The 19,443-nt window shown below is 63.3% G+C and carries 19 protein-coding genes; 8 read left to right on the forward strand and 11 right to left on the reverse strand.

What is annotated here, in order from left to right:
* Nucleotides 1-3: 3 nt before the first annotated feature.
* Entirely contained in the window at nucleotides 4-885 is an 882-nt protein-coding gene (locus GVL04_RS03920; protein WP_159699850.1) for a PaaX family transcriptional regulator C-terminal domain-containing protein, read from the forward strand.
* A 3-nt stretch (nucleotides 886-888) separates the two neighbouring features.
* Here GVL04_RS03920 and GVL04_RS03925 read toward each other — a convergent pair whose 3' ends face one another.
* The 6 genes from GVL04_RS03925 to GVL04_RS03950 all read right to left on the reverse strand — a co-directional run bounded on the left by GVL04_RS03925 (nucleotide 889) and on the right by GVL04_RS03950 (nucleotide 6,734).
* On the reverse strand, nucleotides 889-2,217 hold the full coding sequence (locus GVL04_RS03925) for an MFS transporter (protein ID WP_159699853.1): 1,329 nt from the start codon (nucleotides 2,215-2,217) through the stop codon (nucleotides 889-891).
* Between the two features lie 42 nt (nucleotides 2,218-2,259).
* Nucleotides 2,260-2,550 carry a Dabb family protein gene (locus tag GVL04_RS03930; protein WP_159699856.1) on the reverse strand — a complete coding sequence of 97 codons (291 nt, stop codon included), beginning with the start codon at nucleotides 2,548-2,550 and terminating at the stop codon, nucleotides 2,260-2,262.
* Complete coding sequence (locus GVL04_RS03935) at nucleotides 2,547-4,211, reverse strand: FAD-dependent oxidoreductase (protein ID WP_159699859.1); 1,665 nt, start codon at nucleotides 4,209-4,211, stop codon at nucleotides 2,547-2,549. The genes GVL04_RS03930 and GVL04_RS03935 overlap by 4 nt, the downstream gene beginning before the upstream one ends.
* A 33-nt stretch (nucleotides 4,212-4,244) precedes the next feature.
* Nucleotides 4,245-5,030: an SDR family NAD(P)-dependent oxidoreductase gene (locus tag GVL04_RS03940; protein ID WP_159699862.1), complete on the reverse strand. Its 786-nt coding sequence runs from the start codon at nucleotides 5,028-5,030 to the stop codon at nucleotides 4,245-4,247.
* A 176-nt stretch (nucleotides 5,031-5,206) separates the two neighbouring features.
* On the reverse strand, nucleotides 5,207-6,001 hold the full coding sequence (locus GVL04_RS03945; RefSeq protein WP_159699865.1) for an IclR family transcriptional regulator: 795 nt from the start codon (nucleotides 5,999-6,001) through the stop codon (nucleotides 5,207-5,209).
* Nucleotide 6,002: 1 nt separating this feature from the next.
* Complete coding sequence (locus GVL04_RS03950) at nucleotides 6,003-6,734, reverse strand: GntR family transcriptional regulator (protein ID WP_159699868.1); 732 nt, start codon at nucleotides 6,732-6,734, stop codon at nucleotides 6,003-6,005.
* 111 nt (nucleotides 6,735-6,845) lie between these two features.
* Between GVL04_RS03950 and GVL04_RS03955 the strand changes: the two genes are divergently transcribed.
* The 6 genes from GVL04_RS03955 (at nucleotide 6,846) to GVL04_RS03980 (ending at nucleotide 12,846) form a co-directional block, all read left to right on the forward strand.
* The gene (locus GVL04_RS03955; protein WP_159699871.1) at nucleotides 6,846-8,282 is read left to right on the forward strand and encodes a sugar porter family MFS transporter; all 1,437 of its coding nucleotides are present in this window, start codon (nucleotides 6,846-6,848) and stop codon (nucleotides 8,280-8,282) included.
* Nucleotides 8,279-9,196 (forward strand): N-acetylglucosamine kinase, encoded by a 918-nt coding sequence (locus GVL04_RS03960; protein WP_159699874.1) that lies wholly within the window; start codon nucleotides 8,279-8,281, stop codon nucleotides 9,194-9,196. The genes GVL04_RS03955 and GVL04_RS03960 overlap by 4 nt, the downstream gene beginning before the upstream one ends.
* Before the next feature lie 75 nt (nucleotides 9,197-9,271).
* The gene (locus tag GVL04_RS03965) at nucleotides 9,272-10,393 is read left to right on the forward strand and encodes a DUF2092 domain-containing protein (RefSeq protein WP_159699877.1); all 1,122 of its coding nucleotides are present in this window, start codon (nucleotides 9,272-9,274) and stop codon (nucleotides 10,391-10,393) included.
* The gene (locus GVL04_RS03970) at nucleotides 10,390-11,349 is read left to right on the forward strand and encodes an ABC transporter ATP-binding protein (RefSeq protein WP_159699880.1); all 960 of its coding nucleotides are present in this window, start codon (nucleotides 10,390-10,392) and stop codon (nucleotides 11,347-11,349) included. Before GVL04_RS03965 ends, GVL04_RS03970 begins: the two co-directional genes overlap by 4 nt.
* Nucleotides 11,339-12,205 carry an ABC transporter permease gene (locus tag GVL04_RS03975; RefSeq protein ID WP_159699883.1) on the forward strand — a complete coding sequence of 289 codons (867 nt, stop codon included), beginning with the start codon at nucleotides 11,339-11,341 and terminating at the stop codon, nucleotides 12,203-12,205. Before GVL04_RS03970 ends, GVL04_RS03975 begins: the two co-directional genes overlap by 11 nt.
* A gap of 20 nt (nucleotides 12,206-12,225) precedes the next feature.
* The gene (locus GVL04_RS03980) at nucleotides 12,226-12,846 is read left to right on the forward strand and encodes an L-threonylcarbamoyladenylate synthase (protein WP_159699886.1); all 621 of its coding nucleotides are present in this window, start codon (nucleotides 12,226-12,228) and stop codon (nucleotides 12,844-12,846) included.
* 2 nt (nucleotides 12,847-12,848) lie between these two features.
* Here the strand turns inward: GVL04_RS03980 and GVL04_RS03985 are convergent, their stop codons facing one another.
* Both GVL04_RS03985 and ligD read right to left on the reverse strand, forming a co-directional pair.
* Complete coding sequence (locus GVL04_RS03985; protein WP_159699889.1) at nucleotides 12,849-13,949, reverse strand: serine hydrolase; 1,101 nt, start codon at nucleotides 13,947-13,949, stop codon at nucleotides 12,849-12,851.
* A gap of 12 nt (nucleotides 13,950-13,961) precedes the next feature.
* Nucleotides 13,962-14,987, reverse strand: a complete 1,026-nt coding sequence (gene ligD / locus GVL04_RS03990) for a non-homologous end-joining DNA ligase (RefSeq protein ID WP_159699892.1) — start codon at nucleotides 14,985-14,987, stop codon at nucleotides 13,962-13,964.
* A 76-nt stretch (nucleotides 14,988-15,063) separates the two neighbouring features.
* Here ligD and GVL04_RS03995 point away from each other — a divergent pair, with 76 nt between their 5' ends.
* Entirely contained in the window at nucleotides 15,064-15,729 is a 666-nt protein-coding gene (locus GVL04_RS03995) for an alpha/beta family hydrolase (RefSeq protein ID WP_159699895.1), read from the forward strand.
* A gap of 3 nt (nucleotides 15,730-15,732) precedes the next feature.
* On the opposite strand, the gene GVL04_RS04000 is transcribed toward GVL04_RS03995, so the two are convergent.
* The 3 genes from GVL04_RS04000 to GVL04_RS04010 all read right to left on the reverse strand — a co-directional run bounded on the left by GVL04_RS04000 (nucleotide 15,733) and on the right by GVL04_RS04010 (nucleotide 19,367).
* Entirely contained in the window at nucleotides 15,733-17,838 is a 2,106-nt protein-coding gene (locus tag GVL04_RS04000) for an elongation factor G-like protein EF-G2 (protein ID WP_159699898.1), read from the reverse strand.
* Between the two features lie 162 nt (nucleotides 17,839-18,000).
* Nucleotides 18,001-18,747 (reverse strand): M50 family metallopeptidase, encoded by a 747-nt coding sequence (locus GVL04_RS04005; RefSeq protein ID WP_159699901.1) that lies wholly within the window; start codon nucleotides 18,745-18,747, stop codon nucleotides 18,001-18,003.
* 2 nt (nucleotides 18,748-18,749) lie between these two features.
* Nucleotides 18,750-19,367, reverse strand: coding sequence for a TetR/AcrR family transcriptional regulator C-terminal domain-containing protein (locus GVL04_RS04010; protein ID WP_159699904.1), 618 nt, complete (start codon nucleotides 19,365-19,367; stop codon nucleotides 18,750-18,752).
* Nucleotides 19,368-19,443 lie beyond the last annotated feature (76 nt).

The following is a 19,443-nucleotide window of genomic DNA, read 5'->3' on the forward strand; positions in this document are numbered from 1 at the left end:
GAAATGAGCGCCGTCCTTGATGACATGGACTCCCGCCCCGGGAGTACAACCTCGCTGCTCCGCACTGTCATTGGCCTGTATCTGCGTGATGCCGGGGGGTGGATGTCCGCCAAGGACATAGTCACGCTCATGGAAGCGTTGGGTACGTCCGGAACAGTAACCCGGACGGCCCTGGGCCGGCTGCGAAAGAAAGATGTGGTGTTGCAGGAGGCCCGCGATGGTGTCGCCGGGTTCACGCTTACCGAGGGCGCTGCAACCATGTTGGCCCGCGGCGACCGCCGGATCTACAACCCTCGCAGCATGTCAGGGTCGGATCCTTGGTGCTTGATCTCTTTCTCCATTCCGGAGACGGAGCGCGAGAAGCGGCACCAGCTTCGGCGCAGGCTCCACTGGATCGGTTGCGGAACCGTGGCCGCCGGCCTGTGGATCTGTCCTGACTCGCTGCGTGTGGAAGTAGAGGAAATTCTTGCCGACCTTGAGCTGCGGGCCATGGCCACCATCTTCGTGACGGAAACCCCGCTGGTGGGTGGCAGCCTCCGGGATGCTGCGTCCAAGTGGTGGGACCTGGATGCAGTGGCCGAATTGCACAAGGATTTTATCCGTGAGCACGGTTCGGGCAGCGATCACGGACCGGACAGTCCAGTGAATGCCGGCGACGTGGTGGAGCCTTCCCCTGACGCCTTTTCCACGTATGTCCAGTGCATTGACCGTTGGCGGATCATTCCCTACCTCGACCCCGGGTTGCCGGCGGCATTCCTGCCTGCGGACTGGCCCGGGGCCGATGGTGCGGCTTTGTTCAGCCGGATTGTTGCCAGCTACGCCGAACCCAGCGCACAGTTCGTGCGCAACACATTGCTGGAAACTGCCGGCGCTGCGGTGTCCTGACTGCTAGGTCCGGTTTCTGGTTGAGACTCCCCGCCAGTACGGCTCGCCGAGATCTTCGATAGGCGTCTTGGCCGTCTCCCGTGAGAAGAAGGCAGCAACACCGGCGATAGTCATGCACAGGACCGCGAAGCCAGCCACCGGGAGCCAGCCGTCGTGTCCTTTGCCGAGGATCAGGCCCGCGATCAGGGGCGCGAATCCCGCCACTACCAAACCCAGCTGGTTGCCTAAGGCCATGCCGGAATACCGAACCGGGGCGGCAAAGAGTTCTGCGAAATAAGCGGGCCAGATCCCGTTGAAGCAGGAGTAGAGCAGGGTCATGTTGACAAAAGCCGCTGCGAAGACCAGAAGGATGTTGCCGGTGGACAACGCCCCGAAGTAGGCGAAGATCGTGACCGAGCACCCGATGGCTGCCGTCAAGAGGAGCGGCCTGCGGCCCACCCGGTCCGAGAGCTTGGCGGTCAAGGGCATCACGAACATCGATAATCCGATTGCTACGGCATTGACCGTAAGGATCGACGCCTTGTCGAACCCTGCAGCGCCGGTTGCATAGGAGAGGCCGAATACCGTGAAGATGGTCTGCATGACCGACATGATGGACATCCCAACTACGCGGACGACGTCTGCGGATTGGAAGCGCAGGACTTCCCGGAGCGGCATGGGTGCAACCGCCTGTCGGTCTTTGGCTGCCTCGAACACGGGTGTCTCGTCCAAGTGCGTCCTCACCCAGTAAGCGATGGCCAGGACAACAATTGACAACCAGAACGGGATGCGCCAACCCCAGCTCATGAGGGCTTCGGTCGGCAACGCAGCAACAGGGATGAACACCAGCGTGGCGAGTACCATCCCTGAGGCGTATCCGGTCATGACGAAGCTGGTGAAGAACCCGCGGCGCCCTTCCGGAGAATGCTCCAAAGTCAGCGTGGAGGCGCCGGCGGAGAATCCCTGTGCCAGGCGGCCAAGCACCAACAGGATGGGCGCCCAGACGCCGATCTGGCTGTAACTGGGAAGGAAGCCGATGCCAAGAGACGCGAGTCCCATAACGCCCAGAGTGATGAACAGAATCCTCTTCCGGCCGAGTTTGTCGCCGAAATGGCCCATCACCAGCCCACCCACCGGACGGGCCACATACGCCACGCCAAAGGTGGCGAAAGCGCCGATCAGGCCGACGGCGGGATCCTCGGACGGGAAGAACAGTGGTCCGAAGACCAACGCAGCGGCGGAGCCGTAGATAAAGAAGTCGTAGTACTCAAGCGTGCTTCCCAAGAAGGAGGCGAGGGCCGCTTTACCAGGGGTCTTACGCAACGTTGAAGGCTGCTGGGTTGATGTTGACATGGCGATTCTCCTTTGAATGCGCAGGTTCGAACAGCTCGAAAGCTAGAGCGGAAAATCAACGGCGATGATCTGCTCGCTGTTGGGAAACGAGTACTTCTTGAGTGGCTCATGAAGCGCGTGCGTGTTGTAGACCTCGATGTCCTCGACGGATTTGAAGTCAGCCACAATGGCGTAATCGAAGGAACGGTCGTGGCGGAGTACGTCGGCGCCGTGGGTGAGCTTCACCAGCCCGGGGATGTTGCCGTCCATCCGGTTCAACCCCGCTATCCAGGCAGCCTTGTCCGCATCGGGGAAGTCGTCCTTGAACTTGAAGAGCACTGCGTGGCGGATCATGCTCCAACTCCTGCCCGGACGTCAGCGGCGGTGTATTCTGCCGGTTGGCCCGAGATGGTGCGGCCGGCCAGGTAGCCCATGGTCATGATCGGGCCCAGCGTGGCACCGGCGCCCGGGTAGCCCGCAGCATAGGCGTTCTCCGTGGTGTTTCCGGCGGCGAACAGTCCGGGGATGGGTTGGCCGTCCACGTCCAACACCCTTGCCAAACCGTCAGTGGCGACGCCTCCGTTGCTGCCGAAGGCTCCGTTGACAACTTCCATCGCGTAGAACGGGCCAGTTTGGAGCGGGCCGAGGGACGGGTTGGGCCAGGGGCACTCGTCGTCGCCCCAGTACTTGTCGTAGGCACTCTCACCACGGCCGAAGTCGGGGTCCTCGCCTCTGACTGCGTAGTGGTTGAACCGCTGCACAGTAGCAGCAAGGTTCTCCGCAGGCACCCCGATCTTGGCGGCAAGTTCCCCCAGCGTGGGAGCCTGTATCAGGTAAGCCGGCGTCGGCTGGCCCGCCCGATGTGCAAGGACCCCGTACCGTTCCAGATAGCTGTGATCGAACACCACATGTGCCGGGGTGTTCAACGTCTGGTTGTTGGGCGAGTCCCACGACTGAAGGCAGCGCGCCAGGTCGTTGTAGTTTTGGGACTCGTTGGCAAAACGGCGGCCGTGGCGGTTGACCATCAGCGAACCTGGCCCCTGCCGTTCGAAGCGAAGCAGCGTTCCAACCGGCGCGCCGTCCCTGGTCTCGCCCGTGATGGACATCGGCGCCCACCAGGCTTCCCGGGTTCCCCGCGTCTGGGCCCCTACCCGCTGTGCCATCTTGAGGCCATCTCCGGTATTCGAGGGAGGCGAGCACATGATGTACAGGCGCGATGCCAACAGTGAATCCGCCAGGGCCTTGTCCCATTCAAATCCGCCCGTAGCCAGCACGACGCCGTCGTTGGCGTGGAAAGTCTCGCCCGACTCGAGTTGGACGCCAACTACTTTGCCGCCGTCGTTCACTAGCCGATGCCCGCGGGCGCCAACCACCAGCGCTGCATCATCACGGACCAGGCTCGCCAACAACATCGAAACCAGCGCCTGGCCCTTGGCAACGAGCCCCTCATCCTGCCGTTGGCCCAACTCCGCCCAGGGAAACTTGGTGAAAGCACCCCAGGTTTCGTATTCCTGCATGGTGAACGGAGCCCGGCCGTCAGAGCGCACATGGACCGCAAGTTCGCCGAGCGCTTCGCGGATGTTGTACAGCTCAGGCTCAACTGTCCGGCCGCCCTCCACGGATCCCGGCAGATCCTGGCGATAGTCCGGGAAGTTGTCGAGGAAAATGAAACGGACCCCGCATTCGTCTTCCGTGAAACGGAGCATGGTGTCCCCGTGTTCCAACGCCGCGTCAAGCAGTTCTTCACGACTGCGGCCCCGGGCCACGGCCCGGATGTACTGTGCGGCGGCCTCCTTTGAGTCGCTCAACCCCGCTTCGCGGGCGTGATGGTTGTCCGCCACCCACAGCATGCCGCCAGAAACGGCGGAAGTACCGCCAAGCAGTTCGGTCTTTTCAAGTACGACGACGGACTTACCGGCACGTGCGGCCGTCGCCGCTGCGGTCAGGGCGCCCGCGCCGGAACCAACGACGACGACGTCATAGGTATCGGAGGGTGTGCAGTTCAGGAATTTCATGGTGGTACCTCTCGTTTGGCGTGGTTGGGTGTCTCAGACCGCGGTGTAGCCGCCGTCGATGACGAGCTCGGAACCAGTGGTGAACCGGGACTCATCGGAAGCGAGGTAGAGAACGCCATAGGCGATCTCGTCCGGTTCACCCTGCCGGGGAAGCGGGTTTCCACCGACCAACTGCTTGTAGTACGCCTCCGCGCCGATGTCCGACTGTTCTGCCGAGCGCCTGCTCATCCGGGTATTCATGGAGCCAGGGTGGATGGAGTTCACCCTTACGCCGTGGGCGCCATAAGCTGCGGCGTCGGACTTGCTGAGGAGACGGACGGCTCCTTTGGTGGCGTGGTACAGCGGCACGTTTCGCCCGCCGGTCAGTCCATGGATGGAGGAAAAGTTGATGATGCTGCCTGATTTCTTCTCGATCATGGACGGAACGACGTACTTGGTCAGGAGCCAGACACCTTTGACGTTGACGTCAAAAATAACGTCGAAGTCCTCCACCGTGGCTGTGTGGCTGGCCCCGGCAGGCCCAATGATGCCTGCGGCATTGACCAGGACATCCGGCCTACCGAGTTCTGCGCTGAGCAGCCGGACTGTTTCGGCAACGCTGGCTTCATCGGTGACATCGACGTCGTACTCGGTAATGCCGGGGTGGCTGGCCGTGGCGGGCGTTCCGGCCCGGTCCAGGCTGGCAACGGTGGCCCCGTGATCGGCCAGCAAGCGGGCCGTTGCGCTCCCAAGGTCTCCCCTGCCCCCGGTAATGACGGCCACCTTGCCGGCGACCCGTCGGGCTTTGGCTTCCTGATGTGCCTGCGTTGCGGTCTCCATGACCAACTCCTCCTGCCGCGGCATTGCGGCTGCTGAAACCTGGTTAAGACGCAGGGCAGCACGGAACGGAGCCCAAGGGGGCCGTTTGTGTGTGGTTACCGGGCGAAATGCCCTGCTGGGTTCCACTCTGCCAGCGAGCGTGTGAGTGGAACCACAGCGTTACCGATGAACGGGAATCAGATGCTTCCATTGCTTTGGCGGAGGGCGCCTTTGAGCTCTCCCCGCCATCCGAGTGCCCGGGAAATGCCGCGGGCTGCCGTCATCAGGACCGGCACCCGGGTAGCGGCGTTTTCTTCATTCCTTGGGACCACGACGCTCAGGGCGGCTACCACTGTATTAGCGCGCCCGAAGACGGGGACTGCGATGCCGCTCGATTCGGGGACGATGATCCCGGGCATGGAGGCGAATCCGCGTTGCCGGATGCCGGCCAGATGGCGGCGGAGTTCAGCAGGATTGGTGAGCGTGGCTTCGGTGAATTTTTCCAGCGTTCGTCCCAGGAACAGGTCCTGGTAGGCAGGCGGAGAATAGGCCAGCAGCACCAAGCCGGAGGAGGTTCCGTGAACCGGCAGGCGGCCGGCAACCTTGGTGATGTCCACCATGGAATCCCGCGAGCCGATCCGTTCGATGTAGAGAACTTCGTCGGAGTCCAGGATCCCCAAAGTGGTGGAGTGCTGGACTACCGATTGCACGTCCTCCATGAAGGGCAGGGCCGCTTCACGGAGGCCAACCATCCGTGAGCTCCTGGACACCAATTCCCACAGCCGCGTGCCGATCCGAACCTCGGCGCTTGCTTCCCGCTCCAGCAACCCTTCGGCGAGGAGTTCGTCCACCAGGCGGTACGTCGTCGTGACGGGGAGCCCTGAACGCCTGGCCAAGGTGGCGACGCTCATGGTGCGGTGCGCGTCATCGAACGCACCGACCAACCGGACTACGCGCCGGATAACCGACTCCCCCGAGGACGAGTTGGCCACATCAGGCTCCGGACTTCACGCGGGATACGAACCGGAACCTGTCCCCGCGAAACGCGCTGCGGGTCCACTCCACCGGGGCTCCAGCGGCGTCGCGTGCCAGGCGATGGACCACCAGCAAGGGCGCCCCCATCTCGATTCCCAACAGCCTGACATCGGCCGGACCAGCGAGCGCGGTCTCCACGGTGTCCTCGACGTCGGCGATATGGATCCCGTAGACATCTGCCAATACGGCGTACAGCGAGCCCGCCTTGGCGAGGTTCGACTTGAATCTCGGAAGCTTGCCGGGCAGCCGGGCGATCTCGTGCGCCAGCGGTTCCCCGTCAATCAAGCGGATGCGCTCAAGCCGGGTCACCGGATCGCCTTGGTCAAGACCCAGGTGGGCTGCGACGTCGGTGTCGGACTTCACGATGTCGAGGGCCAGCACCCTGGAATCCGGACGCAAACCTTGATTGCGGGCATCATCGGAGAAGGACGTCAACTGCCTGACGTGCGTCACTTTGGGGGGCGCGACGAACGTGCCGTGCCCCTGGATGCGGCCCAATTTCCCCTCTGCCACGAGCTCACTGATTGCTTGCCTGACGGTGGTGCGTGACGTCGCGTATTTCTCGGCGAGCGCACGCTCCGTGGGGATGAGCGTACCGGGCTGGAGACCGGCGATAAGGCCAAGTACTTCGATCTTGAGGAGGTAGTACTTGGGCGTTGCCGCCCCGACGTCTGTGGACATATTGGACATCCTACTTGTAGACAACACTATTGGTCTATGCCAATCTTGAGCAGGTTGGTCTAAACCAATTCCGGAACCAATCCGGCAAGACCCTACTTTTCCACAGATTCAAGGACAAAGATGTCGATCCTGCACGACCTACGGCAAACACCCCGGCTCGGGCTCCTGGTGGGCGGCGCTGCCGCAACCGTCGGAGTGATTTACGGCTACGACATGTCGAATATTGCCGGTGCGCTCCTGTTCATCACCAAGCAGTTCAACCTCACCACTTCCCAGCAGGAACTGGTGACCACCGCCGTCGTTGCAGGAGAAGTCCTCGGTGCGCTGGTGGGCGGTTGGCTCTCCAACCGTCTTGGCCGCAAAGCCTGCATGGTGGGCCTCGCCGTGGGTTACGCGCTTTTCGCCGTGCTCAGCGCAATGTCGAACGATGTTCCCACCCTGCTGATCGCACGGCTCCTCCTGGGCCTGACCATCGGGGTGTCCGTGGTGGTCGTCCCGGTTTTCGTCGCCGAGTCTGCGCCGGCCAAAGTTCGCGGCGCCCTCCTGGTTGCTTATCAAGTGGCAACTGTCATCGGAATTATTGTGGGCTATGTGGCCGCCTATGCCTTGGCCGGCACCGGCTCCTGGCGTTGGATGCTGGGTTTGGCCGCCGTCCCGGCAGTCATTGTCCTGGCCATCGTCATCAAACTCCCGGATACCGCGCGGTGGTACATGATGCGCGGACGGACTGCGGATGCCAGGAGGACGCTCTCCGCCATCGAGCCGGACACGGACGTCGAGGCCGAACTCGCTGAGATGCAGCGGGCCATCAGTGAAGAACGCGGGGGTGGCCTTCGCGAAATGCTTCGTACGCCCTACCTGAGGGCAACAGTGTTTGTGGTGGGCTTGGGCTTCTTCATCCAGATAACAGGGATCAACGCGGTGGTCTACTACAGTCCCCGCATCTTCGAGGCCATGGGCTTCAGCGGCAATGCTGCTCTGCTGCTCCTCCCCGCAGCAGTTCAGGTTGCTGCTTTGTTTGCTGTCTTCGTGTCCCTGTCCCTGGTGGACCGGTTGGGGCGCCGCCCGGTGCTCCTGACGGGCATCGGCATGATGGTGGTGGCCAATATCCTCTTGGTAGGTGTCTTCATGGCAGGACAGAACTTCGGCGGCCTGCTCACTGTGCTGGGCTTCCTCGGCGTCCTTCTTTTCACCGTGGGTTTCACTTTCGGCTTCGGCGCCCTGGTTTGGGTCTACGCCGGCGAGAGCTTTCCTTCGCGGCTGCGTTCCCTCGGAGCGAGCGCCATGCTGACCTCGGACTTGGTGGCCAACGTACTGGTTGCCGCGTTCTTCCTGACGATGCTGCAGCGACTCGGAGGAGCAGGAACCTTCGCAGTGTTCGGTGTACTGGCTATCCTCGGGTTTATGTTTGTCCGAAAGTTCGCACCCGAAACGAAGGGACGTCAGTTGGAGGAAATACAGCAGTTCTGGGAAAACGGCGGTAAATGGCCCCACGTTGAGGCCGGCACCCCTGCCGTTCCTTCAGCCAAAGCCGATGAAGCGGCGGCCATACAGTGACGCCCGCAGTTCTGGGCCTGCACATCGGCGGTTCCAAGACACATGCCGTCCGCTCCGGCGACACACTCCCGAGCCAAGAGCCCGGCGGGGCCGATGCCAAAAACGGCGTCGAGATTACTGAAGCGAGTGCCAACCTTTCCTCGGTGGGCCATCAGGGCGCCGATGCCGTACTGCGCAGGATTGCCGCAAGCGTCGGCGGCGGAATCGAGGCCGTGTGCGCAGGAGCAGCCGGCGCGGACACCCCGGCAAGCCGGGCAGTTCTGTCCGCCCTGCTCACGGAGCATTTCCCTGGCGCCCGGATCGAGGTGGTCCATGACACGCGGATCGTGCTCGCAGCGGCCGGACTCGACGCCGGAGCCGTCCTGGTTGCAGGCACCGGATCGGTGGCGTGGGGCCGTAACCATGACGGACGCGAAGCACGCAGCGGTGGATATGGCTACCTGCTGGGCGATGAAGGCGGCGGCTACTCAGTGGTCCGTGACGCCGTCCGCGAGGCGCTGCGGGAGTATTATGCGGGGCTGGAACCCGGCACTCTTGTCCGCGCGCTCATGGCTGCGACGGCCAGCGTGGATGCGTTGCAACTCATGGACTCCTTCTATGCGAAGCCTGAGCCGGACCACTGGGCGGTGCTCGCCCCGCTGGTCCTTGAACTGGCAACTGAAGGCGATCCTGCTGCCTTGCGGATCCAGGCAGAGGCAGCCCACCATCTGGCCACGCTGGCCCGACAGGTATTGGGAGAGCTTGGCTTGGACCTGCCGCTGGTTATGGCAGGCAGCTTGTTGGTGAACCACACCCAACTTGCCGGGTCAGTTGCCCGAAAGGTGTCCTTGGAAGATCCGTCGTCGATCCGGATCCTCACTCAAACCCCAGTCCACGGGGCGGTGGAACTGGCCCGCCAACTCATCCGGAGCTGATAGCGGGGCAGGTGATCCGGACCGTTATCCGGAGTAGTCTGGATTCATGCCTTTCACGTGTGGTGGTTGGTAGCAGTGGCGCGGACCAAGCAGCGGTGGCTGCCGGCCGTCCTGATCACCCTTGTGGTGGCGATGGCGGTATTGTTCGGCTCAGTACAGGCCAGCGCCACAGTGTCCCTCCCGCCCAGGACCGCTGACGAGATCCTGGCCATGATCGCGCGCACGGAGGTGCGGGCATTGTCCGGCACCGTGGAACAGACCGCCGAACTTGGGTTACCTGAAGTTCCTGCGACAGGAGCGGGGGTTGCCCCGGGATCGGCCTCGGCCATGGAATTGTTGACCGGCTCGCACACGGCCCGGGTTTACCTTGACGGCCCGTTCAAGGCCCGGTTGCAGCTCCTGGACCGCCTGGCTGAGCGTGACGTCGTGGTCAACGGAGGCGACGCATGGTTCTACAACTCGGCGGACAACAGCGCGACGCATCTGACCGCCCCGGTGCCAAGCAGTGCGGAAGTCCCGTCCTTCGCGGGGCCGAGGGAATCGCTCCCTCCCACGCCATCGCCGGACATGTCTGCGCGGGACGTGCCCACTCCGGAGGCCATGGCAAGCCGTTTCCTTGCTGCAATTGACGACACCACAGAGGTATCCGTCGGCGAGTCCTCCTCTGTTGCCGGCCGCAGCGCTTACCGTGTGAGCCTGCACCCGCGCAGCACGGAAACCTTGGTTGACTCCGTGACCATCGACGTCGACTCGGAGACCGGCCTTCCGTTGGGCGTCGAAGTTCGCGCCAAAGGTCAATCTGAACCTGCGTATTCGCTCGCCTTTACTGAGCTGCACCTGTCCACACCGGATGCTGCGTTGTTCGAGTTCGCCCCACCTCCGGGCGCCACTGTGATGGAGAAGGCACTCCCGGCCAAGCCCGTTCCCACTATGCCGACACCTGAGGGCTCCCCGGCTACCAGCCAGCCCCGCCCCTCGGTCACAGGACAGGGCTGGGATTCGATCATTGCCTTGCCCGCCGGATCTGCTCCGCCCGAGCTCACCTCCAATCCCCAGTTCGCGCAAACGATGCAGCCGGTTCCCGGCGGCCGGGCCTTGACGACATCGCTGGTGAGCGTACTGATTCTCGACGACGGCCGCATCTACGCGGGCCTGGTGCCCCTGGAACGGCTTCAGTCAGCCGCTGCCGCACAGTGAAGGAACCCGTCCCTGCTGAGCTCGCCATAGAAACGCACGGCTTGGTCAAGCGTTTCGGCCACCGATCCGCCGTCGATGGAATTGATCTTTCGGTCCCCCGTGGGTCCGTGTTCGGCTTCCTTGGGCCCAACGGTTCAGGAAAGACCACCACCATCCGTGTGCTGCTGGGCCTGGCTTCGGCGAACAGTGGGGAGGTGCGCGTCCTTGGTAAGCCGATGCCGGCGGCCCTGGCAACTGTGCTGCCTGACGTGGGGGCATTGGTGGAGGGGCCCGGCTTTTATCCTTTCCTCTCAGGTACTGGCAACCTCATGCGCTTGGATTCCGCCGATCGGCATGCCTTGTCCTCTACCCGGCGGCAGCGCGTCCATGACGCCTTGGAACGCGTTGGGCTCAGCCACGCCGCCGGAAAAAAGGTCCGTGCTTACTCGCTTGGCATGAAACAGCGGCTGGGTTTGGCCAACGCCATGCTCAGGCCCCGGGAGCTGCTGGTCCTCGACGAGCCAACCAATGGCCTTGACCCACAAGGGACACGTGAGGTCCGGGGGTTGGTTCGTTCCCTTGCAGCAGGCGGGACCACGGTGTTCGTTTCCAGCCATCTACTGGCTGAGGTCGAACAGATGTGTACCCATGTGGGCGTCATGAGCGCCGGCCGCCTGGTGGCCCAAGGGCCTTTGGAAGAGTTGCGTGCTGCCGGGCAGGCCCACGTTGTGGTTCAAACGCCCGACGTCGAACGAGCAGCCGGTGTCTTGACGCGCCTTGGACTGGTTCCCGGCGAAGCTCCGGGCACTGGAAGTGCGTGGGGCTCCACGGCATTGTTGGGCACCGGACTCAACGGACTCGAACCCGAGAAGATCGTGGCCGCGCTGGTGGCGGAGGGTGTCCGAGTCCGCGGCTTCACCGTGGAAAACGCGAGGTTCGTGTCGCTGACCGGAGAGGGGTTCGACGTTGTCGGCTGAAACTGCCGCGCCTCACAGCGCCGGCATAGTCCGCCCGGGAATCGGATGGGCACTATTGGGCTCCGAGTTGTCCGTCCTGTTCCGCCGGCTCCGCACGTGGGCCATGCTGATCGCCCTGGCTGCCGTGCCCATCCTGATTGCAGTAGCCGTCAAATTGTCCTCCCGGCCCACGACACCCGGGCGGGGACCCCTGTTCCTGGACCGGATCACCCAGAACGGCCTGTTCGTCGCAGTGACTGCCCTGGTGGTGTGCGTTCCTCTGTTCCTGCCACTTACGGTCGGCGTGGTGGCCGGCGATACCATCGCCGGCGAAGCCAGCCTGGGAACCCTGCGCTATCTGCTCCTTGCTCCGGCGGGACGGATCCGCCTGCTGCTGGTGAAATATGCCGGCGCCGTTGCTTTCTGTTTCGCAGCGACGGCGACCGTCGCTGCCTCAGGCGCCCTGGCCGGCGTCGTACTTTTTCCCGTGGGCCCGGTGACTTTGCTGTCCGGCGACACCATCAGCGTGGGCGAGTCAGCCTTGAGGTCACTGCTGATCGCTGCCTACATCACGGTGTCACTCCTTGGGCTGTCCGCGATCGGACTGCTGATCTCCACGTTCACCGATGTTCCGGTGGGTGCCATGGCTGCCACGATCGTCCTTTCGGTGGTTTCACAAGTACTGGACAACCTGCCCCAGCTTGAATGGCTTCATCCATGGCTCTTCAGCCACCACTGGCTGGGGTTCGCCGATCTGCTGCGCCAGCCAATATCCTGGACGTCGTTCGCTGACAATGGGCTCCTCCAAGCCGGATATATCGCAGTCTGCGGCGCGCTGGCTTACGCAAAATTCTCCAACAAGGACGTCCTGTCCTAGCTTTGTCGTAGGCTCTTTCCATGGCCAGATTCTTTGACGTGCACCCGGACGATCCTCAACCACGCGCCATTGGCCAAGTGGTGAACATGCTCCAAGGCGGCGGCCTGATCGCCTACCCTACGGATTCCTGCTACGCGCTTGGCGCCCAGATCGGCAACAGGGAAGCACTGGACCGCATCAGGAGCATCCGGCACCTGGATGACAAACACCACTTCACCTTGGTCTGCAAGGACTTTGCCCAAATGGGCCAGTTCGTGATGATTGACAACGACATTTTCAGGAGCATCAAGGCCGTCACGCCCGGCAGTTACACTTTCATCCTCCCTGCCACCCGCGAAGTGCCCAAACGGCTCCTGCACCCCAAGAAGAAGACTGTAGGCGTACGCATTCCGGATCACAAGGTGGTCCAGGCGCTCCTGGCGGAGCTGGGTGAACCCCTGTTGTCCAGCACGCTCCTGCTGCCGGACGAGGAAGAGCCCCTAACCCAGGGCTGGGAGATCAAGGAACGGTTGGACAACCAGGTGGACGGCGTGATCGACGCCGGGGACACAGGATCCGAGCCCACCACCGTTGTCGATTTCTCCAGTGGAGCGGCCGAAGTTGTGCGCCGCGGAACGGGCGATCCTTCACGCTTCGAGTAGGCTCAGCGGAACTGGAAACGGCAACTCGAATTCAACGCCACCTGCGCGACTCCCGTCATTTCCAAGGCCAGAGCTGACGGCTGTAGTGCAACGGGTTGCGGTGGATATGCCATGAAGATGGCCAGCTGTCGGTTCCCATCGGCGCTGCTCATGCTGATGCTCCCGTAGCCGGGAACATCACCGGCATGGCCGTAGTAAGAGCCGTTCGTGCAATGGTCTTCCCAATGGTCCAGGCCAAGGCCGTAGCCGGCGAACACGCTCCCTTTCATCGAAATGAGACTCTGCGTCGCCAACAGCCGTCCCTCCAGCAGCGCGGCCTGGAACGTGGTGAGGTCCTCCACCGTGGACATGAGTCGTACGGATGAAGCCCCGTTCGGTATGTGGGGGAACGTCACGTCCACCGTTTCCCCCTGCAGCTGGATGTATCCGTGGACCACATCATCCGGAGCGTCCGAGCCCGGTACAAGCACGGCCGTGGAATCAAGGTTCAAAGGCGACAGGATGTCTGTTCGCAGGGCAGTCCCGAGGGGCACACCCCGATAACGTTCAACCAACAGGCCCAGCAGAGCATCAGCCTGGGGCGATGGTGCAGCAGGCAGTTCCGTGGCGTCACCAAGGAGCTGGCGGATCGTCACTGGACTGCCCGCCGGGACAGATCCTGGCAGGTGTGTGTTGATGGAGTCGTCCAGGGCCAGCCGGCCTTCTTCGATGAGCTTCAACACGGACACAGCCACCATGGTCCTGAGTTGATCCCCAACATCAAAGCGGTCACCGGCCCGGACTGCAACCCGCTCTGCACGGCTGCGCACTCCTGTTGCGTGCGTCCACTCCTGCTGGCCGGCCTTCGCTTTAATGAGCACCGCCGAGGCGCCTTCGTCCATCTTCTCCCTGGCGAAGAGTTCCAAGGTGGCCCGGACCTCCTGGAAGGCCGGCGTAACAGCCAGCGTCTCCGGCGTCGAAGGTTCCGGTGTTGGTGACGGGGAAGGCTCAACGAGCGTGGTTGGCCGGGACGGCAGTGGCTCCGGCGTGCCTGTGCAACCGCAAAGGAACACCCCGCACGCGAATGCGGTGATCAGGGCCCATCCCGCTGCACTCCCCGGCACGCGGACTCCCGCTCACTCCTCCGTTTTGCGGGCCCGGCTCGGCTGCACGCGCATGGGCTCGCCCGGCATCTTGGGGAATTCCGGTGGGAACGGCATCTCGCCTTGGCCATTCTTCACGTCCCGCTCCCACCACTGGAGCAGGACGTCGATGCCGCCAGGATGCTCGTGCATGGACGCCCACGGGTCCCCCACCGACGCCAAACGGTCCGGAACTGTGGCGATGGTGTACTTCGCGGGGTCGGCGTTCTCCAGTTCATCCCACGTCAACGGACAGGACACCTGGGCCAACGGCACGGCCCGTGGGCTGTACGCCCCGGCAATGGTCCGGTCCCGGTTGGCCTGGTTGAAGTCCACGAAGATCCGCGTCCCGCGTTCCTCTTTCCACCACGCGGTGGTGACCTTCTCCGGCATGCGGCGCTCCAACTCCCGTCCAGCGGCAATCACGGCGTGGCGAACGTCGAGGAACTCATGCTTGGGGTGGATCGGCGCGTACACATGGAGTCCGCGGTTGCCGGAGGTCTTGATGAACGCCGTCAGTCCGGCCTCCTCCAGGACGCTGCTCAGTTCCTGCGCGGCAGGTATCGCGTCGGCGAAGTCGGTGCCGGGTTGGGGGTCGAGGTCGATTCTCAATTGATCCGGATTGTCGGGATCGTTGGCCCGGGACGCCCACGGATGGAACACCACCGTATTCATCTGCGCAGCCCACACGGCCGCTGCCGGCTCATCGATCACCAGTTGTGGATGCGACCGGGCACTGGGATAGGTCACCACAACCGAGCGGACGTATTCCGGGGCGCCTTTGGGTGGATTCTTGGAGAAGAACATCTCGCCTTCAATGTTTCCGGAATATCGCTGAAGGCTGATAGGCCGGTTCCCATTGGCAGTGACAAACGCTTCGCCGACGTCGATGAGGTAGTTGGCAAGGTCCAGTTTCGTCAGCCCCGCCTCCGGCCACATTACCCGGCTTGGACTGGAAATCCGGACCTCCCGGGGGCCATCGGGACCGGGCACAGTAACGGTGGTTGCTTCGCTCGCCATGGGCACAAGCTACCCCGTTAAGGCCACGCGCGTCAGCACCCACGGCGTTTTTGCTGCAATGGGCAAAAATGGATACATGCCAAACACGCAAACACCTGTCACCATCACTGTCGGAGAGTCCGACATATCCGCCCTCCACATCCGGCCGGATAATCCTTTTGCCACGTTGGTGGTGGCGCACGGCGCCGGGGCGGGAATGGAACACCCGTTCCTGCAGGGGTTCGCTGAGGCTATGGCTGACCAAGGGGTGGCTACCCTGCGGTTCAACTTCCCCTACCGCGAGGCCGGCAGGCGTTTCCCCGACCGACCGCCCCTGGCCATCACCACCTGGCGCACGGTGATGGACAAGGCCGCCGGGCTCAGCAGTGGCGAGCCTCTCTGGGCTGCCGGCAAATCCTTCGGTGGGCGCATGGCGTCCATGGCCGTCGCCGAAGGCATGCCTGCCAAAGGCTTGGTGTATCTCGGCTATCCACTGCACGCGCCCGGAAAACCGGAGAAACTGCGCGATGAACACCTCTACGGCGTCACGGTGCCGATGCTCTTCCTCCAAGGCACACGGGATACGTTCGCAACACCGGAACTGCTGGAGGGCGTGGTGGACAGGATAGGTCCGACGGCGACACTCCAGTGGAGCGAAGGCGGTGACCATTCGTTCGCGGTCAAAGGCCTGAAGCGAAGTGCCGCCGAGGTGGGTGCGTCCCTTGCCCCCGCAGTGGCCGCCTTCATCCGGGCCACCCCTTAGGAGCTACTTCGGCAGCGGCTCGTGGCGAAGGTAGGAGCGGCGGAACCGGCCTGTGCCTGCCGTGAGTGCGCGGAGTTCGATCGCGTAGCGCAGCAGTTCCTGATCGGGAACCTCCGCACTGATTTCCGTTCCCTCACCATCTGCGGCGGTGGTGCCGGTGACCCGGCCGCGCCGCCCCGAAAGATCGCTCATGACCGCACCCACATAATCATCGGGAACGCTGACGACTACCGATGAGACAGGTTCCAGCAGCTGGATTTTGGCGGCCGCGGCGGCCTCGCGGAGTGCCAAGGCCCCCGCCGCTTGGAAGGCTGCGTCCGAAGAGTCCACGCTGTGGGTCTTTCCGCCCACCAGAGTCACCTTGATGTCCACCACAGGGAACCCCGCAGACACACCCTTGAGCATCTGCGAACGGACTCCCTTCTCCACGGAGGTGACGAACGTCCCGGGTATGGCGCCGCCCACGATTTTGTCGTTGAATGCGAACCCTTCACCCCGGCCAAGTGGCTCCACCTCGATGTCGCAGATGGCAAACTGCCCATGGCCACCTGATTGCTTGACATGGCGCCCGTGTCCCACAGCCTTGCTGGCGAAGGTTTCCCTCAACGGGGTGATCACGTCCACGGTCTGCAGTTTGACGCCCTGATTGCGTAGCCTGTCCAGAACCACCTCCGCGTGGGCCTCTCCCATGCACCAGAGGATGAGCTGGTGGGTGTCCTGGTTGCGCTCCAATCGAAGAGTAGGATCGGCAGCCGCCACCTTCCCGATGCTCTTGGCCAGGGCGTCTTCGTCGCTGCGGGAGGCGCCCTCGATGGCAATGGGCATCAATGGCTCGGGCATGTTCCAGGTTTCGATCAACAGCGGAGCTTCGCGGTCCGAGACAGTGTCTCCGGTCTCTGCGCTGGCAAGCTTGCTGATGGCGCAGATATCACCGGCAATACACTGTGGAACGGCTTTCAGGCTGGAGCCCACAGGCGAGTAGAGATGCGTGACGCGTTCGTCGGCGTCGTGGTCATCGTGTCCCCTGTCCGCGAGTCCCCTGCCGCCGACATGAATCGACGAATCTTCGCGCAGGGTCCCGGAGAAGACCCGGACCAAGCACACGCGGCCGAGGAAGGGATCTACAGTGGTCCGCACCACCTCGGCGGCAAGACGACCGGTTGGATCACACTCCAAGGCCTTCAGGGATGAACCGTCGAGTTTCATCACAGCGGGAGTGATGCGTTCCAACGGCGACGGCAGCGCATCGGTCAGCAGGGCCATGAGCTCCGGAAGGCCCAAACCCGTCTCGGCGGACGTCGGGATAACGGGGAAGAAACTCCCTCTGGCCACAGCGGTTTCCAGATCCTTGATCAGGTCCATCAGTGGCAACTCCTCGCCTCCGAGGTACCGGTCCATGAGGGTTTCGTCTTCGCTCTCGGCGATGATGCCTTCGATCAAGGTTCCCCTGGCTTCTTCGACGTCAGCCACCGGCGGCAGGTCTTGATCATCGGTGCCCTCCAGCACTCCGACAAGGCGGGCATTGCCGGACGCCGGAAGGTACAGCGGGAGGACCGACTCGCCAAAGGCTTCCTGGCATCTTACGACGGCGGCACTGAAGTCTGCGCGCGGGTGGTCCAGTTTGCTGAGCACCACCGCCCGGGGCATGCGGACCTTCTCGCACTCGCCCCACAAGGCAATGGTGGCGCCGTCAATGCCGTCGACAGCCGACACAACAAAAAGGGCCGCATCGGCGGCCCTCAAACCAGCGCGAAGTTCGCCGGTGAAGTCGGTGTAGCCAGGGGTATCAATAAGATTGACCTTGACGTCTCCTACCAGGATTGGTGCGACGGACATGGTCACGGACCGTTGTTGGTGGATCGCGGAAGGGTCGGAATCACTGACCGTGGTTCCCTCGCTGATGGAGCCCATCCGGGAGATGGCTCCCGTTGCTGCGAGCAGGGCCTCGACCAGCATCGACTTCCCTGCCGCCGAATGGCCGACGAGTGCAACGTTCCGGATTCGGGCAGGATCGCTTGCTGCCAGTGCCGATCCGCTATCACTCCGCTTGGCCTCGGGCGTTCCGGTGCCGCTTCCTTTTGCCGTTTCGCGCGTGCCCTTCGCGGACATGGGCACCTCCTGGTGTTGTCTCCCGGCACGGAGTCCGAATGCCAAGCAGTTCGAACGTTAAAGAGGATTGGACACCCAAAGGCGACCGCAGGGCAAGGGGCAGGCAGCGGGCAAAACTCACGGACGGCCGTCGAGCCGCGGCAGCCCCCGCCGAACAGCGGGCTATGCGGCGAGCATGCTCCACAACAACCAGGCGGATGCTGCTGCGCATCCCGCGATCACCGCAGTGAAACCCGATAACCACACGAATACGGGGACGCCCGTGGTGCGGCCAAGGATGAACGCATCGGATGCCGCAAGCCTTTCCCGACGCCGGGTGTGGACGCCGGCAAGCTTGAAGAGGTCCCGGACGCCGCCGACGGACAGGGCAATGCCGAGGGCGAGCACGACATAGTTGACGGTGGCGGGGGCTGCGAACAAAACCAGGACCTGGGCAATGGCTGCACTGAGGACGGCTACGAGGATCCCCGTAAGGTTTCGCAGGAAGATCAGTGACACCAGCAGGACCACGGCTCCGACGGACATGGCCGCGCCTGACCTGCCTGCGGCGCAGGCGGCAATCAGGCCCAGCCCGACTACGGCGGGCGCGGGATAGCCCCAGAACCCTGACCATGCCGCACCAAAAGCGCCCCGGCCGCTGCTGACAAGGCGGCCGGAATGGTCCAGCCCGATCCGGAGGCTGTGCACGAAGCGGCCGGTCATCAGCGCGGCATAAGCATGGCCGAGTTCGTGGACGAAGGTGACGTACAGACCGAACCAGCGCCACGTGGCGCGCGGAATACTCAGGATGACGGCACAGGCGAGGATGCCGAGCAGCGCAGGCAACGGCACTGCCGTGGTGTGGGTCTCTGTGAAGCCGCGCGCCACTGCGTCCCACCAGGTTTGAGCCAGGTTCCCAGCGCCGTCCATGGTCACAGCACCGTCGACTGCAGGCGCGCGTGGAGGCCGGCGATGAGGATCTCGAGTCCGAAATCGAAGGCCGCCTCACCGCGCTCCTCAGGCGGACCTGCTTGGGTGAGGGCGCCGGTAAGCGTGGGGTATCCCTGAGCGGGCGGCGCCCAAACAACGTCCGGGGCGGCGAGGTCCAGTGCGAATCCAAGCGCGAAACTGTCGATGGTGGAGATCGCCGACACCACGTCCCGGCCACGGAATCCCGCACCTTCAAGTGCCACGGCAAGGTTCTCGTAGAGGGCAAGAACCTGATCGTCCTGAACGGTTTGGAGGACCAACAGCGGAGCGAGCCGGGGATGGCGGGCGAAAGCGTCACGGTAACTGCGGACGATCGCCCTCAGCGCGGCCTCCCAGTCCTCCCCGTCCCCGAGGGCATAGGGGCTCTCGGCGATGATGCGGCCGCGCATCAGTTCAAGGATCTCCTCACGCCCACTGACGTGGTTGTAGATGGACGATTGGCTGACCCCGATCCGTTTGGCCAGTTTCGGCAGGCTGAAGTCCCCTGCTTCGTCCACCAGCTCAAGGGCGGCGGTGACGAGTGCATCGATGGATATCAGCGGGACCAGCGGGCGTGCCATACGGGTGTCTCCATTCAGGGTTGTTGTTACGACTCTAGCCAGAACTTTGCGTCGAAGTATTGTGCTGCGAGTCACA

Source organism: Arthrobacter sp. 18067, assembly GCF_902706295.1.
Taxonomy (GTDB): Bacteria; Actinomycetota; Actinomycetes; order Actinomycetales; family Micrococcaceae; genus Arthrobacter.

Bases quoted from the DNA above. Each gene is read 5' to 3' on its own strand.
- GVL04_RS03920 (WP_159699850.1), top strand. From the start codon at position 4: ATGAGCGCCGTCCTTGATGACATGGACTCCCGCCCCGGGAGTACAACC.
- GVL04_RS03925 (WP_159699853.1), bottom strand. From the start codon at position 2,217: ATGTCAACATCAACCCAGCAGCCTTCAACGTTGCGTAAGACCCCTGGT.
- GVL04_RS03930 (WP_159699856.1), bottom strand. From the start codon at position 2,550: ATGATCCGCCACGCAGTGCTCTTCAAGTTCAAGGACGACTTCCCCGAT.
- GVL04_RS03935 (WP_159699859.1), bottom strand. From the start codon at position 4,211: ATGAAATTCCTGAACTGCACACCCTCCGATACCTATGACGTCGTCGTC.
- GVL04_RS03940 (WP_159699862.1), bottom strand. From the start codon at position 5,030: ATGGAGACCGCAACGCAGGCACATCAGGAAGCCAAAGCCCGACGGGTC.
- GVL04_RS03950 (WP_159699868.1), bottom strand. From the start codon at position 6,734: ATGTCCAATATGTCCACAGACGTCGGGGCGGCAACGCCCAAGTACTAC.
- GVL04_RS03955 (WP_159699871.1), top strand. From the start codon at position 6,846: ATGTCGATCCTGCACGACCTACGGCAAACACCCCGGCTCGGGCTCCTG.
- GVL04_RS03980 (WP_159699886.1), top strand. From the start codon at position 12,226: ATGGCCAGATTCTTTGACGTGCACCCGGACGATCCTCAACCACGCGCC.
- ligD (WP_159699892.1), bottom strand. From the start codon at position 14,987: ATGGCGAGCGAAGCAACCACCGTTACTGTGCCCGGTCCCGATGGCCCC.
- GVL04_RS03995 (WP_159699895.1), top strand. From the start codon at position 15,064: ATGCCAAACACGCAAACACCTGTCACCATCACTGTCGGAGAGTCCGAC.
- GVL04_RS04000 (WP_159699898.1), bottom strand. From the start codon at position 17,838: ATGTCCGCGAAGGGCACGCGCGAAACGGCAAAAGGAAGCGGCACCGGA.
- GVL04_RS04005 (WP_159699901.1), bottom strand. From the start codon at position 18,747: ATGGACGGCGCTGGGAACCTGGCTCAAACCTGGTGGGACGCAGTGGCG.
- GVL04_RS04010 (WP_159699904.1), bottom strand. From the start codon at position 19,367: ATGGCACGCCCGCTGGTCCCGCTGATATCCATCGATGCACTCGTCACC.